The 19,871-nt window shown below is 47.0% G+C and carries 14 protein-coding genes; 13 read left to right on the top strand and 1 reads right to left on the bottom strand.

The genetic code is table 11. The features are described from left to right. Positions 1-275: 275 nt before the first annotated feature. The 8 genes from E2R65_RS01990 to E2R65_RS01955 all read left to right on the top strand — a co-directional run bounded on the left by E2R65_RS01990 (position 276) and on the right by E2R65_RS01955 (position 12,542). Positions 276-1,304: an LLM class flavin-dependent oxidoreductase gene (locus tag E2R65_RS01990; RefSeq protein ID WP_134334798.1), complete on the top strand. Its 1,029-nt coding sequence runs from the start codon at positions 276-278 to the stop codon at positions 1,302-1,304. A 155-nt stretch (positions 1,305-1,459) separates the two neighbouring features. Further along, entirely contained in the window at positions 1,460-2,830 is a 1,371-nt protein-coding gene (locus E2R65_RS01985; RefSeq protein WP_134334797.1) for a serine/threonine protein kinase, read from the top strand. A 133-nt stretch (positions 2,831-2,963) separates the two neighbouring features. Then, positions 2,964-3,908 carry a hypothetical protein gene (locus tag E2R65_RS01980; protein ID WP_134334796.1) on the top strand — a complete coding sequence of 315 codons (945 nt, stop codon included), beginning with the start codon at positions 2,964-2,966 and terminating at the stop codon, positions 3,906-3,908. Between the two features lie 96 nt (positions 3,909-4,004). Next, entirely contained in the window at positions 4,005-5,465 is a 1,461-nt protein-coding gene (locus tag E2R65_RS01975; protein WP_134334795.1) for a protein phosphatase 2C domain-containing protein, read from the top strand. Continuing rightward, positions 5,416-9,522, top strand: a complete 4,107-nt coding sequence (locus E2R65_RS01970) for an FtsW/RodA/SpoVE family cell cycle protein (RefSeq protein WP_240043108.1) — start codon at positions 5,416-5,418, stop codon at positions 9,520-9,522. The genes E2R65_RS01975 and E2R65_RS01970 overlap by 50 nt, the downstream gene beginning before the upstream one ends. Positions 9,523-9,587: 65 nt before the next feature. Continuing rightward, a complete protein-coding gene (locus tag E2R65_RS01965) occupies positions 9,588-10,379 on the top strand; it encodes an FHA domain-containing protein (protein WP_134334793.1) in 792 nt (263 codons plus the stop codon). After that, positions 10,372-11,778 (top strand): serine/threonine protein kinase, encoded by a 1,407-nt coding sequence (locus E2R65_RS01960; RefSeq protein ID WP_134334792.1) that lies wholly within the window; start codon positions 10,372-10,374, stop codon positions 11,776-11,778. Before E2R65_RS01965 ends, E2R65_RS01960 begins: the two co-directional genes overlap by 8 nt. 8 nt (positions 11,779-11,786) lie before the next feature. Then, positions 11,787-12,542: a ThuA domain-containing protein gene (locus E2R65_RS01955; protein ID WP_134334791.1), complete on the top strand. Its 756-nt coding sequence runs from the start codon at positions 11,787-11,789 to the stop codon at positions 12,540-12,542. On the opposite strand, the gene E2R65_RS01950 is transcribed toward E2R65_RS01955, so the two are convergent. Beyond that, entirely contained in the window at positions 12,543-13,685 is a 1,143-nt protein-coding gene (locus E2R65_RS01950; RefSeq protein WP_134334790.1) for a hypothetical protein, read from the bottom strand. It lies immediately after the preceding gene. Between the two features lie 567 nt (positions 13,686-14,252). Between E2R65_RS01950 and E2R65_RS01945 the strand changes: the two genes are divergently transcribed. The 5 genes from E2R65_RS01945 to E2R65_RS01925 all read left to right on the top strand — a co-directional run bounded on the left by E2R65_RS01945 (position 14,253) and on the right by E2R65_RS01925 (position 19,772). Next, positions 14,253-15,917: a UxaA family hydrolase gene (locus E2R65_RS01945; RefSeq protein WP_134334789.1), complete on the top strand. Its 1,665-nt coding sequence runs from the start codon at positions 14,253-14,255 to the stop codon at positions 15,915-15,917. A 14-nt stretch (positions 15,918-15,931) separates the two neighbouring features. Beyond that, positions 15,932-16,696: an SDR family NAD(P)-dependent oxidoreductase gene (locus tag E2R65_RS01940; protein WP_134334788.1), complete on the top strand. Its 765-nt coding sequence runs from the start codon at positions 15,932-15,934 to the stop codon at positions 16,694-16,696. A 22-nt stretch (positions 16,697-16,718) separates the two neighbouring features. Next, positions 16,719-17,576 (top strand): fumarylacetoacetate hydrolase family protein, encoded by an 858-nt coding sequence (locus tag E2R65_RS01935; protein WP_134334787.1) that lies wholly within the window; start codon positions 16,719-16,721, stop codon positions 17,574-17,576. Between the two features lie 88 nt (positions 17,577-17,664). Next, positions 17,665-18,414: a (Fe-S)-binding protein gene (locus E2R65_RS01930; protein WP_134334786.1), complete on the top strand. Its 750-nt coding sequence runs from the start codon at positions 17,665-17,667 to the stop codon at positions 18,412-18,414. Further along, a complete protein-coding gene (locus tag E2R65_RS01925) occupies positions 18,411-19,772 on the top strand; it encodes a lactate utilization protein B (RefSeq protein ID WP_134334785.1) in 1,362 nt (453 codons plus the stop codon). The genes E2R65_RS01930 and E2R65_RS01925 overlap by 4 nt, the downstream gene beginning before the upstream one ends. The last annotated feature ends 99 nt before the right edge of the window (positions 19,773-19,871 follow it).

Below are 19,871 nucleotides of genomic sequence, written 5' to 3'. Positions count from 1 at the left end.
ACTTCGCTTCGCTGGCCGACCCTCTCTGCGCAAGCGCAAAGAGGGTAAAGAAAAAAATAATCTTTTAATCCCTCTTTCCGCCGCAGGCGAAGAGAGGGTGGTCGGGCGAAGCAATGACCGGGTGAGTAAAATCGGCGCTTTGTAAATGTTCTTTTGTCACCCTTGTCTGATTTTGTGACCACAACGTCATATAACATCAATATCAACCCAACAGCGCTGTATTCGCCGTAAATTTGAATAACATCCGCCAAAAACAGATGTTAACATTGATACTTATGAGCGATAATAAATTAACAGATCTGAAATATTCGGTATTAGACCTGGCCACCGTTGTGCAGGGCACCACACCCGCCGATACCTTCAAAAAAAGCATGGATGTAGCGCAGCTTGCCGAAAAGGTAGGTTACACCCGTTACTGGTTTGCCGAGCATCATAGCATGGCTGGGGTTGCCAGTTCTGCAACAGCTGTACTAATTGGTTACATAGCCGGTGGCACTTCAAAGATCCGGGTAGGCTCGGGCGGTATTATGCTGCCCAACCATGCCCCGCTGATAGTTGCCGAGCAGTTTGGTACGCTGGCATCACTATACCCCGGCAGGATAGACCTTGGCCTTGGCCGGGCACCGGGCACCGATCAGGTAACCGCCCTGGCTATCCGTGGCGAGAATTTTAACGCAGCACACAACTTCCCACGGGATATTGTAAAGCTGCAAACTTATTTTTCGGCAGAGAACGCAGGCAGCAAAGTAAGGGCCATCCCCGGCGAAGGGCTGGAGATACCGATATGGGTGCTGGGCTCCAGTACGGATAGTGCTAAGGTTGCCGCGGCAATGGGTTTACCTTATGCCTTTGCCAGCCATTTTGCGCCCACTTATTTTATGGAAGCTATTAAGATCTACCGGGATAATTTTAAACCGTCCGAATATTTAAAAGAGCCCTATGTGATGGTTTGCGTTAATGTGGTTGCCGCCGAAACCGATAGCGAGGCCGAATACCTGGCAACATCTGTAAAACAGTTTTTTATGGGTGTGGTAACGGGTAAAAGGCAGTTGCTGCCGCCACCTGTTAAAACCATGGATAATGTTTGGAACGTATTTGAAGAAGAAGCCGTAATGCAGATGCTGGCCTACTCGTTCGTCGGTGGGCCGGATAAGATCAAAACCGAACTGAATTCATTTGTGGCACAAACCGGCGTGAACGAGATCATGGCTACCTCGCATATTTTCGATCATCAATCAAGAATGTATTCGTACAAGGTTTTTGCAGATGTGATCCGCACAGCGGCATATGCGCCCTTGGTATAACAGATCCAGGCTCATCAGGCCCGCGTCCGCAAGGATAGCGGGCTTTTTTGTGGAAAATTTATACGTATCTTAAAAAATACCTACAACAAACAAGCATATTAAGTGTACTTTAGTCTGTAAAATGCTGTTTATATAATTCGGCACGATAGCTACAAATGAGTAAAGTATTTACAATAACAGAGGGACTTCAAAACTTAGGCGCCATGAGCACCGGCGGCCAGGGCTCGGTATATAAAGGCCGCCGTATGGGGCCGGTATATACCGCAATAAAACTGCTGCCAACCCCCATACATACCGAAAGCGAGGATGACAGGAATTTCCGCAATTTCAGGAATGAGGTAACCAAGCTTCAAAAGGTGAACGAGCAGCCCAATCCTAACGTGGTGAAGATCTTAAGCTCGGGTATTACCGATAGCGGCTCGTTCCCTTATATCGAGATGGAATACATCGAGGGACCCGACCTTTGCGAACTGCTGAAACCGCCTTACGAAAAGATCTTTATGCTGAAAGAGGTTATCCGCGTGGCCGACCAACTGGCAAGCGCCCTGGCACACTGCCATAAGGTTGGCGTAAAGCATGGCGATGTGAAAAGCAATAACGTAAAATATAATATCCACACCGGCAATTATGTACTGCTTGATTTTGGGCTGGCCATCATGAGCGAAGAGCAGCGCCGTACCAGCATCCGCCATGCCGGGGCTATAGAATTTATGGCGCCCGAGCAGCACGAGGGTAAGATATTGATGGAGACCGATATTTACAGCTACGGTATCATTTTGTATGAACTGTTAACCGGCGAGGTGCCGTTCCCGCTGCATGGCGGCGGCGATGCAGGCCGTAACGCGGTGATGCTGGCCCATATAGAAACCCCCGTGCCCGATTTGCTGAATGCCCGCCGCAAGGCTTTACCCGCCGCCTGGGATGCCGAGAAACAGGGCCACGAGATGCAGGTACCGCAATGGGTGTTAAAGCTGATAGAAAAATGCCTGCAAAAGGCACCTAAGGATAGGTTTAGCAACGGCACGCAGCTGCATGATGCCATTGTAAGGGGCAGTATTACCGCCTCGGATAGTTTTGATATTGCCGGTGGTTTAAGCAATGCCGCCCTGCGCAGCGAGAACGAACGCCTGCACAACCAACTGATGCAATACCAGCAAAGCAGCCTGCCGCCAAAGCAAATATTTGCAGAACAGCCGGCGGAGGATGGGTCGCGCGTATCGCTGTCAAAACCTTATTATTATACGGTGATGACGCTGCTGGTGCTGTTTATGGGCTTTTCGGTTTACTCCACATTGTTAAAAAAAGAATCGCCGACAAAACCTGTAAATCAGGATTCGTTGCAAAACAGCAATAGCAACAAGGCAGATACCGGCGTTAATTTTGGCGCCAAATATCCGGCTGATGACGCGGCGGCAGATAGCACCCCGGTAACAAAAGACACAGTTGTTAAAAAGCCGGTGGTGATACCCAAACCGGCCCCCGATACCCTAAAAACAGAGCCCGACACCATAACTACCACACAGTAGTTAGAGATCAGTGTTTAGAGTTTAGAGATCAGTATTAAAGCTTAGGGATTCGTATTTAGAGTTTAGTTTTAGAGTTTCGTATTTAGAATTTACAGATTAGAATTTCGTATTTAGAGTTTAGAATTAAAAATAAATGGCTTCTACACCAAATTTTTGGCAGCGCATAGGCATACAGGATTGGTTTTTAACCAACGAAAGCACCGAAAAGGCTAAGGCCAAAGCCTTAACGCCCGATACGGTTTACAGTTACATTGTAGATAAGTTTCGCGGTTCTATCAAAGACCTGTCCTTTGCCGACCGGGTGGTATTTTACCACGAGTTCATCATCAGCTTTAATGCCGAAGATTACCGGGAGTTTGTGGCCGATAAACAAGGCATCTTCGGGCTGATAGTGCAGGAAACGGTTACCAAGTTTTACGAGATACTGAAAGAGTATCGCGCAGCAGGCAAAACCGTAAAGCCCTCGGGTTCTAAATGGGTGTTCCGTTTGGTATCGCATCCGGATTATGCCCGCGGCGATAAAGGTTTTATAGGTAAGCTACTGCCCGATAATAATCAAAAGGAGCAAAACTTACGGGTAACGTTCATCCCCCGCCAAACAGGTATCGCCCAAACCTTTGATGTAAGCCAGGAAGCTTTAAAAGGCTTTACTTACTATAGCGAAGGGTATTTTGAGATCCCTTACGAAGAGGAACTGGAGCCGCAGGAAGAAAAGGCTGCCAAAGTGCAAAGCCAGATAGCCAGGCTGGAAACCATCATCCCCGATCAGCAATTTGCGGGTAAAAAGGTGGAGTATCTGATGAAGGATGAAGAGATCATTATATCGGGCAGCGAAGAAACGCGCGAGGGGTCAAACATCTTCACCATCCCAAGCGATTGGGTGAACGCACCGCATTTACAGATCAAATATAACAAGGCCGATGGTAAGTTTTACCTGGCATCATTCGGCGAAATAACCACACTGAATGAGGTGGTGATAGAGCGCAGCGACATTAACGCACCAAAATGGGTAGAGCTGCCCATAAACTCGCGCATGTTGCTGAATGGTATTATTGGTTTAAACCTGTTTAAAGCATAAAGGGTATGTCGCAGATCTTATCTATCGGGTTATTAGGGATTGGTTTTTGCCTGCTGATAACTCATTTTATTGATATTAAAAAATCCGGTAAACGCAATGGCTGAAAACTATGTTGGATTAACCGATACAGGCAAGGTACGTACCAATAACGAGGATACCTTTATTACCCAAAAGGTGATGGGTAACCGCATGGTACTTGCCGCCGTAATTGATGGGGTGGGCGGCTATAACGGCGGCGAAGTGGCAGCGGCCATAGCCAAAGATGTTTTTATTGATCGTTTAAGCGGCCTGCAGGGCGAGATCATCCCCGGGATGATAGATGCCTTTAAACTGGCCAGTGAACAGATCTCTGCTAAAAAGCAAAGCGATAAAGAGCTGGAAAGCATGGCCTGTGTAGCTACCATGGCTTTGGTGGATATAGAGAATAACCAGTTTTTTTATGCCCATGTGGGCGATACCCGTTTGTATCTGCTGCGCGATAGTACACTGGTAAAGATTTCTAAAGACCATTCGTTTGTGGGCTTTTTAGAGGATAGCGGCAGGCTGACCGAAACCGCCGCCATGAACCACCCTAAACGTAACGAGATCAATAAGGCGCTGGGCTTTACCAGCCAGATAGATACCGACGAAAGCTTTATAGAAACGGGGCAGTCGCCATTTTTACCGGGTGATATGCTGCTGCTTTGCAGCGATGGCTTAACAGATATGGTAGATAAAAGCGGCATTCTGGATATTATTACCCAGGATATTCCCTTGCCCGAAAAGGCCATCCAACTGATCAACACCGCTAATGATAACGGCGGCCGGGATAATGTAACCGTGGTATTGGTTAAAAACGATAAGCAGCAGCATAAACCACAGGCTACCATGCCGGCATCAGCCCCGGTAAAAAGGAATGATGAACACGACGACGGGATAACGCCTGTGCGCCCGCAAACCAAAACCGAACGCACACCACAAGATGAACCACCGATGGCTCAACAAAAAAGTAACTTACTAACCCCGATATTGGGCATATTATGCCTGGTGTTTTTGGCCACCAGCATCTGGCTGTATCTGTCAAAGCGATCGGGAGGGAAGCCGGTTGCATCAGCCTCATCATCAGCCCAAAAACTGCGTAATGCAGATGAGGTAAAATTACAGGATGCCATTGATGCCTTTAAGGGCGATACGCTTGTTTTATCAGATACCTCCTTTAAAAGCCCTGTAATATTAACAGATACCCTGCATATCGATCAGGATACGTTGTATATCCGCATAAAGGGCAGCCTTGTTTTACAGCGCGATACCGCCTATCATGGCCCGGCATTATCACCGGGTACGGATAGCAAGGTAGTGGGGCTAAATAATATAACGTTTAAAGATTTTGATGTGGCTATCGATCTGCAAAATAACAGTTTGTTGCTCAAAAATACGCAATTTATCAACTGTAAGCTGCCTATCCAAAGGGCATATAACCTGCCTGCAGGCAAGCCGGTAACAGCCGATTTCTTGGCTACCCGCCTGCATGCAGATACCAGAATATCAACCCCCGCCAAGCCAAATGGAGCCAGATAAGATACCTGTTGAAACCCGCTGGAAGGAACGTGTTTTCCTGCTGCTGATCAGCGTTCTGTTCGTGTTTTTATTTTTCAGGCTGTACTCGGTGCTGCAGATCCGTTTTGCCGATGTGGATAAGCGCCTGCAGGATGGCACCATGATCAACCTGAATGATAAGGACCCTGCCGGGCAATTGAAAACCCTGCTCACCAAAGGCTACTATTTTGAGGATAAGCGCGATATCAACCTGATAACCCAAACCGTTGCCGGAAACATAGGCACCGGCGAAAAAATTGATAACATAGGCGAGCTGAATAAACGCAAATATTTTATTGCTGCTGATGAAGCCTTTGAAAAAGGCGGCGAATCTTTTAAGGCGCGCGTAAGTGCCTCGCGCTCATTATTGGGCTATGCCGGCCAGGATTCCACCTTGTTTGTAAGCGAGCGCAGCAGCCCGGTTAGTGTGCCTAATATAACCGACCTGGCCATGGGCGAATACAGCATCAGTAGCGTGGTTACCAATAAAAAGGAACCGGTTGCCGGGGTGCTGGTACGTATGGATATGATACTGCCGCAGGATAGTATATTTACAGACGAGGAACTGGACGAACTGAAACCCGTTACAGAAAGCGGCAACGGTTTCAAAAAAGTTTACCTGCCGGATAGTGCCGGGCATAAACGCCTGCAAACACTTACGGCCTATGCCCGCACCAATCAGCAGGGTATTGCCGAATTTAAGAACCTGCCCGAAGGGAAGGCCTTTAAATTATTGCCGCTGCAGCCCGGTTATCAGTTTGGTGCATCGCAGGGGGTACAAAATCTGGATGATGATGTAAGTTTAAATTTTAGCCAGGCTCCGCATACCATCAGGTTGTTTTCTACCCGGGATTTTAACATCCTGAAAAAAGAGAGATCACTCATCATCCGCACCCCGGCAGAATTTAACAAATGGTTCCTTATGATATCCGGCTGCTTCATCGGCGTGTTCCTGTTGGTGCACATTCTGCTGTCGTGGAAGTTCAGCACGTCAGATCAGTTGATCTTACCGGTGGTAATGATATTGGCGGGGCTGTCTTTTTTAACGCTGTTGAGCTTGCAGGACCCATTGCGCGACAGATTTTTAGCTAAAGATATGCTGGTTTACCTGGGTATTGGTATGGTAGCTATGCTGGTAATGCTGCAATTAAAGCTGCGCCGCTTTACGCCCGATTCGTGGATCTACCGCATGCTGGTATTTAAAAATAACCGCAACGCGGCCAACGGCTGGCCCTGGGTGGTATTGGCGGCAACCCTGCTGGCCCTAACCATTAAGTTTGGCACCGGCCCCGAAGGCAGCGGTGTTAAAGTGAACCTTTTCGGCTTTCAACCCAGCGAAATTGTAAAATACTTGGTGATCCTTTTCCTTGCGGGCTTTTTTGCCGCAAACGAAAAACTCATCAGCGAATATACCAGCTGGAGTAAACGCTGGTCGTTCTTCTCTTTTGCTTTGATAGCCATTTTAGTAACCTTGCTGCTATTTCTGCTGCTGGGCGATCTGGGCCCGGCTATGGTAATATGTTTCACGTTTATCGTGCTGTTCTCCTTCTGCCGCGGCGATTTTATGTTTATGGCAGGGGCGGTGGTGCTCTACGTCATCGTATCATGGGTGGTCAAAAACGTTTGGCTATCGGCATTGATAACTGCGGCTATTGCGGCTCTTTTTATGCTGTTCAAGCGCAGGCAACTCAGCGAGTCGGCTATGATGGTACTCATCATTATGGCGGCTTTTTTAACTATTGATCAGATCCCGTATTTAGGTAAGCTGTTCCCCGGCCCGGTACAACGGCTGGTAGACCGTAAAGCCATCTGGCAGGATGCCTGGAACAATGAAGTATATGGCGGCGACCAGGTAGCCAACGGCCTTTGGGCCATGAGCAGTGGCGGCGTAAGCGGCCAGGGCGTAGGCGAGGGCTTTGCCAAAACCATCCCCGAGGCGCATACGGATATGATCCTGCCCTCCATGGGCGAAGAATTCGGGTGGACGGGGATCGTGTGTATCTTTCTGCTTTTCCTGGTTTACCTGCACCGTTCTATCCTGATAGGCCGGCGAACAGGCACACCATTTCTGTTTTATCTCTGCGCCGGCATCGGGGTATCAACATTTGTACAATTTATGCTTATCGCAGGCGGCTCTACCGGGGCATTGCCGCTTTCGGGCGTTTCACTGCCGTTTCAAAGTTATGGCGGGTCGTCTTTGGTCGCTAATTTGCTGGCCTCGGGGTTCCTGCTGTCGGCATCGTTGGTAAGGGGTACACCGGTGCAAATGAACTACTTGTCGCGCCAGCAGGATAAAAACCTGGTGCCTGCTTTGATAGCGGCTTTTGTAGGTGTTACGCTGCTAACGGTAAACGTATCGCGCTACCTGTTCAATAACAAAAAATGGGTGGTGCAACCCGCTTTAGTTGCCGACAAAAGCGGCGCACGTATGTTTAGCTATAACCCGCGTATTGCTATATTAATGAACCGTTTAGAAGCCGGTAATATCTACGATCGCGATGGCGTGGTACTGGCAACCAGCAAGCCCGATATCGTCAAAAAACAACATCGCAAACTGGTAATTGCCGGCGCGCAGGACTATAATATTGATTCGGCTATGCATAAGCGGCTGGACAGGTATTACCCCTTTGATGCGCAAATGTTTTTTTGGACGGGCGACGCCAATACCGGTGTTTTTAACGGCAGCCCCAACGGTTACTTTGCCGAATACGAACACGCGGCCGAACTGCGCGGCTTTAAAATGCCTACAGAAAAGTACAACGTTACCGCAAACCGCTACCAGGAAGACCGCTTTCTGGCACGTGGCGTAAAGGAAATGACGGTGGTAAAAAAAGATTACAGCGCTATAGCCCCCTTGCTTATCGCCGGTATTAACAGTAAAGAGGTAGAAGCTTTTAAGAACCGTAACCGCGATGTAAAGCTAACGATGGATGCCGGCCTGCAAACCAGCATCCAAAATTCTATGGCCGCAGATACCTCGTTGCTGGATAACCGCGTATCGGTAGTAGTAATGGAATCCAATACAGGGGATGTGCTCACCTCGGCCGTTTATCCGCTGCCCCCGGTGCACGATTGGGAAAAACTAACCATGAGCTACTACGAGCAAAACCAGCTTTCGCAATGGATGACCACGCAGGATCTGGGTTTTACGCTGGCTACACAGCCGGGTTCAACGGCAAAGCTGGCTACTTCTATCGCATCGTTTAATAAATTGGGTTTGGCGGCTGCAGATGTAAAGTACAACGTGGCAAGTTACGAACGCATTCGCACCAAAGGGCTGGAGCCTGATGAAACCGGGCTGATCACACTGGAGCGTGCCGTGGCCAAATCAAACAACGTGTATTTTATTAAACTGGCCAATCAGCAGCATTTGCAGGAAGATATGGCAACCGTTTACTTAAAAACAGGTATGTTTTTGCATGGCGTAGGCGGTTATTATTATGGGCGCGATAAAGAGAACGCCAAACAGGAAGAAAAATGGCGGGAGTTTTGGCGCAAAACAGAATTTAATACCAAGCCAAAATATAACCCCGATAATATCCGTAAAACCCGTGCCAAGGGAATCTCGGGTATGGCATGGGGGCAGGGCGAACTGATAGCCACACCGGCATCTGTGGCACGTATGGCGGCAGGTATTGCCAATGGCGGCACTATTTTGCCAAACAGGTACGTGCTAAAACTGGCCGATTCGGTAACCAGTGTTAAACCGGGTATCAGGTTAACCAATGATCCGAAGTATGCAGATCTGCTTCGGCAATATATGATAGAACAAAGTGCTCCAAAAGAGTGGATACTGGGCCTTGCAGTGGCCGGTAAAACCGGCACGCCCGAGCGGATCTGGAAAAAACAGCAAATCAATGATGGCTGGTACGTTTTTTTTGCGCCAAAGGCGAATGGGGGCGGAAATATGGTGGTTTGTGTGCGGATAGAGTCTACCAAGGGCTCATCAGATGCGGTAAGGCTTGCTGCCAGCCATGTTATACCATTCCTGAAAGAGAAGGGATATATTAAAAGTATTAACGGGCAAACAAGCGAATAAGGCTTGGGTTTAGCATAATATAAAATGTTTTTTTTGGTTGAATAATAATAGCATAGTATAATATAATGTTCAATTTATTTAAAAGCGATAAGGAAGATCGGCCCGCAGATGTAAAAAGCATCCGCTATGAATTGCTGCAATTCATCAAACAGGAACTGCAAAAAGCCGAGGGGGGCGAAGGGGGGAATATCAAAGGCCTTAATCTTTATTTAAACGCCCCTGCATCTGATATCCCGATGTACGAGGCTGCTGTTTATACGGAAGAACCCGGGGTTTTTAAGGATGAAGTGCAGCGCATTGCCGACGACTACGCCGTAAATCTGCCCGAAAGCTGGCAGATGGAGGTGGTATTGAACGAAGAATTTCCGCCGGAAGCGATCCGGTCAAACAAGCTGGATGCGGCCTTTTTTATTAAAACCAGCAAGAACTTTATTAAGCAAAGCGCCACGGCCTACATCAGGGCTTTAAGCGGCGAAACCGATCAAAAAGAATATAAGCTGTCATCAGAAAGCGAAAAGATCCATATCGGGAGAGATAAAAAGGCACAGGGCGATGATGGTTTTTTCCGTACCAACCATATTGCATTCCCTACAGATAGCCAAAATGAAAGCAATAAGTATGTAAGCCGCCAGCATGCCCGTATCGAGTGGAATAATGATGCAGGCAGGTTTATGCTGTATGCAGATGATGGGGGTGTACCCCCACGTAATAAGATCAAGATCCGGTCGGAAAAAAGCGAGGAGATCATTAAATTGACATCAACCCATATAGGCCACCAGTTACAGGAAGGCGACCAGATCATCCTGGGCGAATCGGCAGTATTAGAATTTAGTTATCAACCGGCAGCAAATGAGTAAGGTTTTTACGATAACGGAGGGTTTGGAAAATTTGGGTGCGCTGCGCACCGGCGGGCAGGGGTCGGTATATAAGGGCCGCCGTATGGGGCCTGTGCTTACGGCTGTAAAGCTGCTGCCAACACCTATCCATTCCGAAAGCGAGGATGATAAAAACTTCCGCAACTTTAGTAACGAAGTTGCCAAACTGCAAAAGGTAAACGAAGAGCCTAACCCCAATGTGGTAAAGATCTTAAGCTCGGGCATTACCGAGAGCGGTTCGCTTCCCTACATTGAGATGGAGTATATAGAAGGCCCTGATCTTTGCGAACTATTGCAGCCCCCGCACGAAAAGATCTTTATGCTGAAAGAGGCCATCCGCGTGGCCGATCAGCTGGCAAGCGCCCTGGCGCATTGCCATAAGGTGGGTGTAAAACATGGGGATATTAAAAGTAATAATGTAAAATATAATATCCACACGGGTAATTATGTACTGCTGGATTTTGGCCTGGCCATCATGAGCGAAGAAGAGCGCAGAAGCAGCATTCGCCATGCCGGGGCTATAGAATTTATGGCGCCCGAGCAGCACGATGGCGCCATGTATCTGCAAACAGATGTGTACAGCTATGGCATCATTCTTTACGAGTTACTAACCGGGCAGGTACCCTTCCCGCTTACAGGCAATGGCGAAACCGGCCGCAATGCCATTATGCTGGCCCACATGGAAGCGCCCGTTCCGGATCTGCGCGAAGCAAGAAAGAAAAGTTTACCGGATAGCTGGACAACGCTGAAGCAAACACAAGAACTGCAGGTACCGCAATGGCTGCTGGATGTAATTGATAAATGCCTGCAAAAAACACCCGATGCCCGTTTTAAAAGCGGCATGGAACTGCACGAGGCTATTATCAACGGCAGCCTGTCTGCAGATGGCAGGGTAAGCACCGCAGCCATACAGGCAGAGAACGAGCGCCTTGCAGGAATGGTAAAACAGTACCAGCAGGACGAGCTTAAAAAAGAGCAGCAATTATTAGCCTTAAAGCATTACGCTAACGAAACGGGCGCTAATTTTAACGAAGCTAAAGGTATTTATGAGCGCAATAACAAACTGGTGTTTATCCCCAAAAAGGCACTTACTGTGATTGTATTGGCCGGGATAATATTTGCCGGCCTGTTTTTGTATGCCTGGTTTAATGTTAAACAGCCGGGTAATGTAAAGGCAGTTTATGTAAACCAGGCCGACTATTTTAAGCCGCCATTTATGGCCAGGCCCTATAATTATGATAGCGTAATGCGGGTTAACAGGAAAATTATGGCCGCAAAAAAGGCGGCTGCCAACCGGGCCATAAAGGCCACGGTAGATTCGGCCATCATTAAAGCTAAACCCATCAGGAAAAAGCGCAAAAAATTCCTGGGGATATTTTAACTTTTAGGATGAAGAAAGTGATACTGCTTTTATTGATGCTTGGCATTGGCTTTGCCGCTTTTGCAAAAAAGTTGCCGCCGTTTAGGGTACTGGTCCTTTATGAAAATGGCGGTCATCATATAGCATATTCCAAACGTGCCTGTGCATGGTTAAATAAACTGGCCGGGCAAAAGGGTTTTACTGTAGATTATATTCAAAATACAGATAATATTGACGATGCATTTCTAAATAAATACCAGCTGTTTATTCAGCTGGATTATGCGCCTTATGCCTGGAAAGAAAAGGCTGTAAACGCGTTTGAGAAATATATTAATGAGGGCCGGGGCGGCTGGATAGGCTTTCACCACGCAACGCTACTGGGCGAGTTTGACGGCTACCCGATGTGGAACTGGTTCTCGGAGTTTATGGGCGGCATCAGGTGGAAGGATTATATAGCCACATTTGCCAAAGGCACGGTACAAGTAGAGGATAAGCACCACCCGGTGATGAAGTGCGTACCTTTATCATTCCTTATTAAGCAGGAGGAATGGTACACCTACAATAAAAGCCCGCGGCCAAATGTGCATGTTTTAGCCAGTGTAAACGAATCTGGCTACCAGCCGCAGGGCAAAATAAAAATGGGCGATCACCCGGTGATCTGGACCAACCAACATTACAAAGCGCGAAACATTTATATTTTTATGGGGCATTCGCCCGGCCTTTTTAATAATCCGGCTTATACCCGTTTATTTAGCAATGCTATTTTTTGGGCGGCAGGCAGGTAATTATTTAACGGTTTCTGGCTGGATATTTAAACCACGGAAAACATTTGCAGCCGGTTGCTGATCGGTATTTTTATAGGTGCCATCTAAAAGGCTTTGGCCTGTTGTACCGGGGTTACTGCCATAGCCTAATGGCCATTTTGCTTTGGTGTTACTAATGTTTAAACCGGCCATGCTGGCTGCCTGCAGGCAAAAATCTGTACAGTTGTTATTGCTTAGGTGGTAATCCAGTTCGTTATATTTTTTGGTAAGGGCCAATATTTTTTCAAAACTCTTTTTGGATATGAATTTACCCACTACCTCATCCCACTGGTGGGTAGCGTCATCTTTAAGCTCCCCCTCCGACGCCGGATCCCACGGGGTGGCAAACAGAATTTTTTCTTTTTTTGGATAAAACCCGAAAGAGCAGGAAACATAGGTAGAGTCGGCATTATATTTTATCAGCGTAATAAAAGTATGCCCGGTATTGCTAAATACAAACACTTTTGATTTGCCGGATACCGGCTGCTTTACATGAAAAAGCAGGGCATAGGCAACCGTTTGTTTATGATCGTTAAATGTAGCGGCGATCCGGTTATAGTTGGTGTGTTTGCTTTTGCCCTTTTTTATATGCTCGGCCTGCGCATTAACTAACGAATCATCTTTATTACTGATGGCCAGTTCATCCATCGCCATGTCGTTATTGTCTGTTTGGCCGGTGTTGTTTCGGGCTTTTTGATTCTCGCGCTGTATGGTTTTAAAAAAACATTTCATGGCCAGCGGATATAGCTTTAGCCGGGCAAATAAATTGGCAAAACGGTATAACGCCTTGTTGTTCTTTTCATTCTCGGCTATATTATTACCCAGTTCCAGCTGTTTTAAATAACTCATTAACTGTTTGCGCTCCTGCGATTTACCCAGGTTTAACGAAATGGTTTTTTGCAGGGAGTTATCGTTCTCATCATCAAAAATACCGGTGGTTACGGGCAGTGCAAAATCTAAACGATGCTCTCCGTTATCTAATGGTGATACATGTAGTAAAGAATCGCGGTAGTTGGTTTTATAAGGCATAGATGCCGATAGCTGGGCATTTGCCACAACATAGCCACCCAACAGTAAAACAGTAAGTATCGCCCTCAACCACAAATGCCGACCGGTGTATTTCATGTTCAAATTGTGATTTGATAAGATAACGCTTTTGAGGCCAAAATAGTTCTATCAATAGCGTCTATCAGATAAATATAGTAACTAATGAATGCCATGCAAAAGGCGTGTGGGTAATTTTACAATTTTTAACATTCCAACTACATATCTTGCCTTTTAAGATGGTATTTGTAGCTTATAATTAATTAAAAAGGGTTGCCTTGCCGTAAATTTATGGATGATAATAACATAATATTATGTGTTTTATGCCTGCAGATGATATAGCATATATTCTTAATTACAATATCGCATAATAATTAGCCAATAACGCAAAAGTATTGTTGGCGGCGGTACGTTTCCTTTGTAATACCAATAAATAAAATTTAAATAAGCAGTCTGTACAAAGCAAGTATTCAATAATTATTAAGAATTGATTAATATATTTAAGCCTTTGGTTTAAGCTTAGTCTGTTAAAAACAACCATGCCTGTTTATGATCCGCAATCATTTAAGTTTTATAACAAAAACTATGCGGGCAAAATTTAGTATATAATAAAACAAATTAGCAGATACCGATCTGCAGAGTAAAAATATGGTAGAAGAAGTTAAGCGTACCTTTTTGCAAATTCACGGGTTTGATAATGTGCTGGTAGCACTAACCGACCTGCCAAAAGGAACTGTTATAGATCATCAGGGCCAGCATATTGTATTGGTTGATAATGTAGCCGGTAAACATAAATTTACCATAAACGCTTTAAACACCGGCGACGAGATCTATATGTATGGCGTACTGGTAGGCAAAGCCAGCCAGCCTGTACCGCAGGGCGGAGCCATCACCACAGAAAACATTAAACACGCCGCCGATGGTTTTAAACTGGGCAACCGTAAAACCGACTGGAGCCGGCCGGATACTACCGGCTACGCCGGCAAAACCTTTATGGGCTACCACCGGGCAGATGGATCGGTAGGTACGGCAAATTACTGGCTGGTGATACCACTGGTTTTTTGCGAGAACCGGAACATTAACGTATTAAAGGATGCCTTATTAGGTAAACTAGGTTTTGCCAAGCCCAGAAGCTACGAGAACGAAGTTGACCAATTGGTGAATATGCTGCAGACCGGCAAATCGGTAGAGGAGATCCTTTCTGCCGACCTGCAGATGACCCCGGAAGCCGGTGTATCAAGTAAGTTATTCCCTAATATTGATGGTATCAAATTTCTTACCCACGATATGGGCTGTGGCGGCACCAAAACAGATTCTGATGCGCTTTGCGGCTTGCTTGCCGGGTATATTACACACCCGAATGTAGCAGGTGCAACCATATTGAGCCTGGGCTGCCAGCATGCGCAGGCAAGCATTTTGCAAAACGAGATCCAAAAGCGCGACCGGGGGTTTACCAAACCCCTTATTATATTAGAGCAACAGAAGCTGGGTACCGAAAGCAGGCTGCTGCACGAAGCGCTGAAACAAACCTTTGCAGGGCTGATAGAAGTGAACAAGCAGCAAAGGCAGCCGGCATCCATCAGTAAGCTTTGTATAGGTTTGGAGTGTGGCGGCTCTGATGGTTTTTCGGGCATATCGGCTAACCCGGTTCTGGGTTACCTGTCTGATATGCTGGTGGCCATGGGCGGCAGCGTGATCCTGGCCGAATTTCCCGAACTTTGCGGCGTAGAGCAGGAACTGAGTGACCGTTGTGTGGATGAAGGCACGGCGCTGAAATTTATGGATCTGATGACCACTTATAATGCCAAAGCAGAGGCAGATGGATCTGGCTTTTACGCCAACCCGTCGCCGGGCAACATCAGGGATGGCTTGATAACCGATGCCATTAAATCTGCAGGTGCTGCAAAAAAAGGCGGTACATCGCCGGTTACAGCCGTGCTTGATTATCCCGAAAAAGTAACGGCACCCGGTTTAAACCTGTTATGCACCCCCGGCAGCGATGTGGAAAGCACCACGGCCGAAGTTGCAGCAGGTGCAAACATCGTTTTATTTACCACAGGCCTGGGCACGCCTACCGGCAACCCGGTTACCCCGGTGGTTAAACTATCAACCAATACCAAATTGTTTAACAAGATGCCGGATATTATAGATTTTAACTGCGGCACCGTCATAGAAGGCGAAGAGAGTATTGAGCAGGCAGCCATCCGCTTGTTAAACTATGTAATAGATGTGGCTAATGGCGATATAAAGCCGAAAGCGGTACAATTGGGGCAGGATGATTTTATCCCCTGGAAAAGAGGGGTTTCATTATAAATATAAACTAAGGGATGTTAAGCTTAATAAATAAAACAGCGGTTATAACCGGCGGCGGCAGCGGTATAGGCAAGGCTATTGCATTGCTTTTTGCCAAACAAGGCGCTACCATTCATATTATTGAACTGAATGCCGATGCTGCTACCGCAGTTATTGCCGAAATTAAAAGCGCTGGCGGCAACGGCCAGGTGCATGCGGCTAACGTAACCGACCAGCAGGCGATATTGCAGGTTTTTAAAACCATAGGTACGGTAGATATATTGGTGAATAACGCAGGTATAGCGCATGTAGGCAATCTGGAAAATACATCCGAAGCCGACCTGGACAGGGTATTCAGCGTAAATGTAAAAGGTGCTTATAATTGCCTTTTTGCTGCCGTGCCTTTAATGAAGGCTGCAGGTAAAGGCGTTATTTTAAACATGGCCTCAATAGCGGCGCATGTAGGTATTACAGATAGGTTTGCCTATTCTATGAGCAAAGGTGCAATTTACGCCATGACCTTATCTGTAGCCCGCGATTACCTGGCCAGCAACATCCGCTGTAACAGTATTTCGCCGGCAAGGGTGCACACGCCTTTTGTAGATGGTTTTATTGCTAAAAACTATCCCGATAACCAGGCAGAGATATTTGAAAAGTTATCTAAAAGCCAGCCTGTCGGCCGCATGGGTAAACCCGATGAGGTGGCGCATCTGGCATTATACCTCTGCTCGGACGAGGCCGGTTTTATCACAGGGATTGATTACCCGATAGACGGCGGCTTCATCACATTAAATAATTAAGAAAAACCACAACAATACTTAAATGAAACTTATACGATACGGCAATACAGGCGAAGAACGCACAGGTGTACAAATTGATGGCGTAAATTATGATACTTCTTCGTACGGTAAAGATTACGACGAAAAGTTTTTTGAGAACGGTGGCCTTGCCGAACTGGCAGCTTATGTAGCAAAGCACCGCAGCGAATTAACCGTTATACCGGATGGTACGCGTTTGGGCAGCCCTGTGGCAAGGCCTTCAAAAATTGTATGTATCGGCCTTAACTATGCCGACCATGCTAAAGAAACCAATGCGCCGCTACCAACCGAGCCTATCATTTTCATGAAAAGCACCACATCGCTTGTTGGGCCAAATGACGATATCATCATCCCTAAAAATTCTGTGAAAACGGATTGGGAAGTAGAGCTGGCCGTGGTGATAGGTAAAAAAGCATCATACATAGAAGAGGCAGACGCCAGTGATTATATAGCAGGTTACGTATTGCATAATGATGTGTCTGAGCGCGAGTTTCAGCTGGAGCGCAACGGTACCTGGGATAAAGGCAAAGGCTGCGACACCTTTGCACCAATGGGCCCATTTTTAGCAACACCGGATGAAATTGCAGATGTAGATAACCTGCGCCTTTGGTTAACCGTTAACGGCCAAAAAATGCAGGATGGTACAACCGCGAACTTTATTTTTAAAGTGCCTTACCTGATAGCTTATGTAAGCCAGTTTATGACCCTGCTGCCGGGCGATGTGATCTCTACAGGTACGCCTGCCGGTGTGGGCCTGGGTTTTAAACCGCCTGTTTATTTAAAGCCGGGCGATGTGGTTGAACTGGGTATAGATGGCCTGGGCACATCAAAACAAAACGTAGTGGCATGGTCAAAAGCTTAAACTGCAGCATACAGTTAAGTACAGTTAACTGAGGCATAGTTTTTAATTTACGCCAACCAGTTGCAGCAACTATTTAGCTGACTAAAATATGAAAGTAGGCCTTTTTATCCCCTGTTATGTAGACCAGTTTTACCCCAATGCTGCCATAGCCACTTTAGAGTTATTGGAGAAGCAGGGTATAGCAGTTGGTTACCCCGCGCGGCAAACGTGCTGCGGGCAGCCCATGGCAAACTCCGGGTACGAACATTTAACCGAAGGCTGCAATAGCTTATTTGTAGATAACTTTGCGGGCTACGATTATATAGTTACCCCATCGGGCAGTTGCGCGCTGCATTTAAAAGAGCATTTGCATACCAAAAAAAATAATGGCGTTGCCCTGGGCATGCGCAAAAAAATATACGAGCTTACCGAATTTTTAACGGATGTATTAAAGGTTAAAAAATTGGACGCGAAATTTCCGCACCGGGTAGGCCTGCACCAAAGCTGCCACGGGCAGCGCGGCCTTAAACTGGCACAGATGACTGAACTTACCGCCGCGCCATTTTCAAAACCGGCTGCTTTGCTGGGGATGGTAGAAGGCGTGGAGCTTGTGCCGCTTACCAGGCCGGATGAGTGCTGCGGCTTCGGTGGTACTTTTTGCGTGGCCGAAGAAGCCGTATCGGTAAAAATGGGCAAGGATAGGGTGGCCGATCATGAACAGAATGGTGCCGAATATATTACCGCTGCCGATCTTTCCTGTTTGATGCATATGGAAGGCATCCTGCATAGAAAGAATAGCAGCGTAAAGGTGATTCATATTGCCGAAATATTGAATGGTGTAAAGGAGGAAGTTGTATGAAACACCACGCAGATCTTGCCGAAGTTTTTAATAAGGACGAAGAGCGGGTAGACTGGCACGATGAAACCCTTTGGTGGGTTAGGCAGAAGCGGGATAAGGCATCGCACCAGATCCCCGATTGGGAAGAACTGCGCGAAACGGCGTCGCAGATAAAGCTAAATGTACTGTCTGATCTGGCAAACTACCTGGAACAGTTTGAAAAGCAGGCCATCGCTAACGGTGTAACTGTACATTGGGCGGCGGATGCTAAAGAACATAACCAAATAGTGCATGCCATTTTACAGGAACATGGCATCACCCAAATGGTTAAAAGCAAATCGATGCTTACCGAGGAGTGCCACCTTAACCATTACCTGGAAGAGCAGGGTATCGGCGTGATAGACTCTGACCTGGGCGAGCGAATTGTACAGCTGGCCAACGAGCCGCCAAGCCATATTGTATTACCTTGCATCCATAAAAAAAAGGAAGAAATAGGCGAAATATTTCATGAGCATCTGGGGAGTAAAAAAGGCGAAGACGACCCCCAGATCCTTACCGAAACCGCCCGCACCCACTTACGCAGCACTTTTTTAACGCGTAAAGCCGCGCTAACGGGCGTAAACTTTGCCGTAGCAGAAACCGGCGAGTTTGTGGTATGCACCAATGAAGGCAATGCCGATATGGGCGCCCACTTGGCCGATGTGCACATTGCCAGCATGGGTATCGAAAAGCTGATACCGCAGCGTAAGCACCTGGGTGTATTTTTGCGGTTGCTTACACGCAGTGCCACAGGGCAACCTATTACCACATATTCCAGCCATTTTAAAAAGCCGAGGCCAGGGCAACAGATGCACCTGATCTTAGTAGATAACGGCCGCAGCATTCAGTTAGGCCGCGAGGATTTCAGGAATTCTTTAAAATGCATCCGTTGCGGGGCTTGTATGAATACCTGCCCGGTTTACAGGCGCAGCGGCGGCCACAGCTATCATACTGCCGTTGCCGGGCCTATCGGGTCTATTTTGGCGCCAAACCTGGATATGAAGCAATATGCCGATCTGCCTTTTGCATCAACGCTATGCGGATCATGCTCAAATGTTTGCCCGGTAAAAATTGATATTCACGATCAGTTATACAAATGGCGGCAGGTAATTATTAAGGAAGGTTACGGCGATAAAAAGAAAACCCTGGCTATGCAGGCTATGGCCTTTACCCTGTCAAATCCGTCGGCGTACCGTATTGCGGGTAAAGCCGGCAGGGTAGTGATGAAATATGCGCCATTTGCAGTTAATAATAGCTTAAACCCCTGGTATAAGCAACGCGATATGCCCAAGCCGCCAAAGCAATCTTTTGGGGAGTGGTATAGCGAGCACAGGAAGTAAATGTGCGGATGAGCAGATATGCAAACGTGCAGATGAAAAGTAATCTCAATTTTTTAAAATACACCGATCCGAAGTTAGAATAAAGCAGCCTGAATAAAT

The organism is Mucilaginibacter phyllosphaerae (assembly GCF_004378255.1).
Lineage (GTDB): Bacteria > Bacteroidota > Bacteroidia > Sphingobacteriales > Sphingobacteriaceae > Mucilaginibacter > Mucilaginibacter phyllosphaerae.
The sequence above is the reverse complement of the archived record's forward strand: the minus strand, read 5'-3'. Positions and strand labels throughout refer to the sequence as shown.